This is a genomic window from Zoogloea sp. (assembly GCF_041911615.1).
Taxonomy (GTDB): domain Bacteria; phylum Pseudomonadota; class Gammaproteobacteria; order Burkholderiales; family Rhodocyclaceae; genus Zoogloea.
Genome location: NZ_JAYROR010000078.1, coordinates 1 through 3,194 on the forward strand (window position 1 = coordinate 1; position 3,194 = coordinate 3,194).

A 3,194-nucleotide genomic window follows, 5' to 3' on the forward strand; every position below is an offset into this window, starting at 1 on the left:
GCCCTCGCCGCGCTGGGCCTCGCCGGCGCCGTCTGCCTGCCCGGCGACGCCACCGACGCCGCCGCCCTCGACGCGCTGCACCGCCAGGCCCGCTCTGCCCTGGGCGGACTCGATCTGATCGTCTACCTGGCCGGCGACTACGTGCCGATGGGCGCCGCCGACTTCGACCTGGCCACCGCCGAGCGCGTGGTGAACATCAACTTCAACGGCGCGATGCGCCTCGCCGCCAGCGTGCTGCCACAACTCGCGCCGGGCGCCGGGATCGCCTTCGTGGCCAGCGTCGCCGGCTACCGCGGCCTGCCCAAGGCATTGTGCTACGGCCCCGGCAAGGCCGCCCTGATCCACTTCGCCGAGTGCCTGCACCTGGAACTGGCGCCGCGGGGCATCGGCGTGTGGCTCGTCAATCCGGGCTTCGTCGCCACCCGCCTGACCGCCGTCAACGACTTCTCGATGCCCGCCCTGCTGAGCCCCGAGGCCGCCGCCGAGGCGATCATCGACGGCTTTGCCGGCGGGCGCTTCGAGATCCACTTCCCGAAGCGCTTCACCCGCGTCATGAAGCTCCTCGCCCACCTGCCCTACCGCTGGTATTTTCCGCTGGTGCGCCGGCAGACCGGAGGCTGACGATGCCCCTCGACGCCCTTGTCGCCTTCTTCGAAACCCTCGACGAAGCCCGCCTCGGCCGCCTGTCCGAGTTCTACACCGCCGACGCCTGGTTCCAGGACCCGTTCAACGCGGTGCGCGGCGCGGCCGCCATCGAAGGCATCTTCCGCCACATGTTCGTGCAGGTGGACGCCCCTCGCTTCGTCGTCACCGAGCGCATCGTCGACGCCCGCGGCGCGGTGCTGGTGTGGGATTTCCACTTCATCGCCGGCGGCACCGCGCGGCGCATCCACGGCGCCTCCCACCTGCGCTTCGACGCCGACGGGCGGGTCAACTACCACCGCGACTACTGGGACGCCGCCGGCGAGCTGTACGCCCGGCTGCCCCTGGTGGGGCCCCTGATGCGCTGGCTGCGCCGCCGCCTCGCCGCCCCCGGCGCCCCGCGCTGAGCCCCGGCGGCGATTCAATCCGGATGGCCGACGTGTCACAATCGGCCCTCCCCGCAGCCGTTTCCCGCCCGCCTTGACCACCTTCCTGCACACCGCCGACTGGCAGATCGGCAAGCTCTTCGGCCAGTTCGACGCCGACGACGCGGCGATGCTCGCCGACGCCCGCTTCGCCGCCGTCGAGCGCATCGCCCGCCTCGCCACCGAACACCGGGTCGACGCCGTCCTCGTCGCCGGCGACGTGTTCGACGCCCAGGGCGTCGCCGACCGCACCCTGCACCGCCTGTTCCACGCCCTGAGCGGCTACGCCGGCCCGTGGGTGATGATCCCCGGCAACCACGACGCCGGCCTCGCCGAATCGGTGTGGCAGCGCGCCGAGCGCCTCGACGCGATCCCCCCCCACGTCCACGTCTGCCTCGAACCCCGGCCGCTGATCGTCGCCGGGCTGGCGATCCTGCCCGCCCCGCTCACCCAGCGCATCACCCACGCCGACCTCACCGAATGGTTCGCCGGCGCCGACACCCCCGCCGACCTGCCGCGCATCGGGCTCGCCCACGGCAGCGTGCAGGGCATCCTCGCCGAGGGCATCGACGCGTCCAACCCCATCGCCGCCGGACGCGCCGAACAAGCCCGCCTCGACTACCTCGCGCTGGGCGACTGGCACGGCACCCGCCAGGTGGACGCCCGCTGCTGGTACGCCGGCACCCCCGAGACCGACCGCTTCCGCGCCAACGATTCCGGCCAGGCCCTGCTGGTGCGCCTCGACGGCCCCGGCGCCCTGCCCGCGGTCAGCCCCCTCGCCACCGGCCGCTACCGCTGGCTCGCCGACCACCTCGCGCTGCGCGTGCCCACCGACCTCGCCACCGCCCTCGCCCACATCGACGGCTACGGCCCGGCCGACGTGGTGCAGCTCGCCATCGCCGGCCAGACCGACCTCGCCGGGCACCGTCGCCTCGCCGACGCCCTGGTGCGCGCCAGCGGCAAGGCCCGCTGCCTGAACGCCGACCTCGACGCCCTGCGCCTCGAACCCACCGACGCCGACATCGCCGCCCTCGCCGCCGACGGCTACCTCGGCGAAGTCATCGCCGAACTCGGCGACGCCCTGCACCGCCAGCCCGACGGCCCCGCCCGCGACGCCCTCGCCCTGCTCGCCGGCTTCCTGGGCGACGAACGCGGAGCCACCCGATGAAGCTCACCCGCATCCGCCTCGAACAGTTCTGCCAGTTCCGCGCCCCCCTCGAGATCGACGGGCTCGAAGCCGGCCTCAACGTCTTCACCGGCCCCAACGAGGCCGGCAAGAGCACCATCGTCGCCGCCATCCGCGCCGCCTTCTTCGAGCGCCACCGCTCGAAGCGAGTCGAGCACCTGCAGCCCTGGGGCGACAGCAGTGCCGCCCCCAGCGTCGAACTCGACTTCACCCTCGGCGGCACCGCCTGCCACCTCGCCAAGCGTTTCCTCCACCGCGCCCGCTGCGACCTGCGCCTCGGCGAGCGCCAGCTCGACGGCGCCGACGCCGAAGACCTGCTCGCCGAGCAGCTCGGCTTCCAGCACGCCAGCAAGGGCGCCAGCAAGGCCGAGCACTGGGGCATCCCCGGCCTGCTGTGGATCAGCCAGGGCACCGCCCAGGCCGTCGCCGAGCCGGTCGAACACGCCGCCGGCCACCTCAACCGCGTCCTCGGCGAATCCCTCGGCGAAGTCGCCAGCAGCCGCGGCGACGCCGTGCTGGCCCGCGTCGAAGCGGCGCGCAACGAACTGCTCACCCCCGCCACCGGCAAACCCACCGGCAGCTACGCCGAAGCCCTCCAGCGGGTGGCCGAGCTCGAGGCCCGCCTGACCGGACTCGACGCCGCCATCGCCACCTACCGCCAGCGGGTGGATCGCCTCGCCGAGCTGCGCCGCGCCCACGCCGCGGACACCGCGGACCAGCCCTGGCTGCCCCTGCGCGAGCAGGCCCGCGCCGCCAGCGCCCGCATCGCCGCCCTCGACGACGTGGAACGCCAGCTCGCCGACGCCCGCCGCCAGGCCGAGCAGCTCGACGAGCGCGCCCGACTGCTGCGCCAGCAGCTCGACACTCTCGCCCGCCACGAAGACGACGCCCGCCGCCGCGACGCCGAAGCCGCCACCGCCGCCGCCCGCCGCGACGACGCC

The 3,194-nt window shown here is 74.3% G+C and carries 4 protein-coding genes; all 4 read left to right on the plus strand.

Going from position 1 to position 3,194, the window contains the following annotated elements:
* Window positions 1–621, plus strand: a 621-nt coding sequence (locus tag ACE3P2_RS08875; protein ID WP_374263557.1) for an SDR family NAD(P)-dependent oxidoreductase, incomplete at its 5' end; no start/stop codon positions are given.
* A 2-nt stretch (window positions 622–623) separates the two neighbouring features.
* Window positions 624–1,049, plus strand: a complete 426-nt coding sequence (locus ACE3P2_RS08880) for a nuclear transport factor 2 family protein (RefSeq protein ID WP_374263559.1) — start codon at window positions 624–626, stop codon at window positions 1,047–1,049.
* A 73-nt stretch (window positions 1,050–1,122) separates the two neighbouring features.
* Window positions 1,123–2,235, plus strand: coding sequence for an exonuclease SbcCD subunit D (locus tag ACE3P2_RS08885; protein ID WP_374263561.1), 1,113 nt, complete (start codon window positions 1,123–1,125; stop codon window positions 2,233–2,235).
* On the plus strand, window positions 2,232–3,194 hold a 963-nt coding region (locus ACE3P2_RS08890), incomplete at its 3' end, for an AAA family ATPase (protein WP_374263563.1). The genes ACE3P2_RS08885 and ACE3P2_RS08890, both read left to right, overlap by 4 nt.

Excerpts from the sequence above, each read along its gene's own strand:
- ACE3P2_RS08880 (WP_374263559.1), top strand. The coding sequence starts at position 624 with ATGCCCCTCGACGCCCTTGTCGCCTTCTTCGAAACCCTCGACGAAGCC.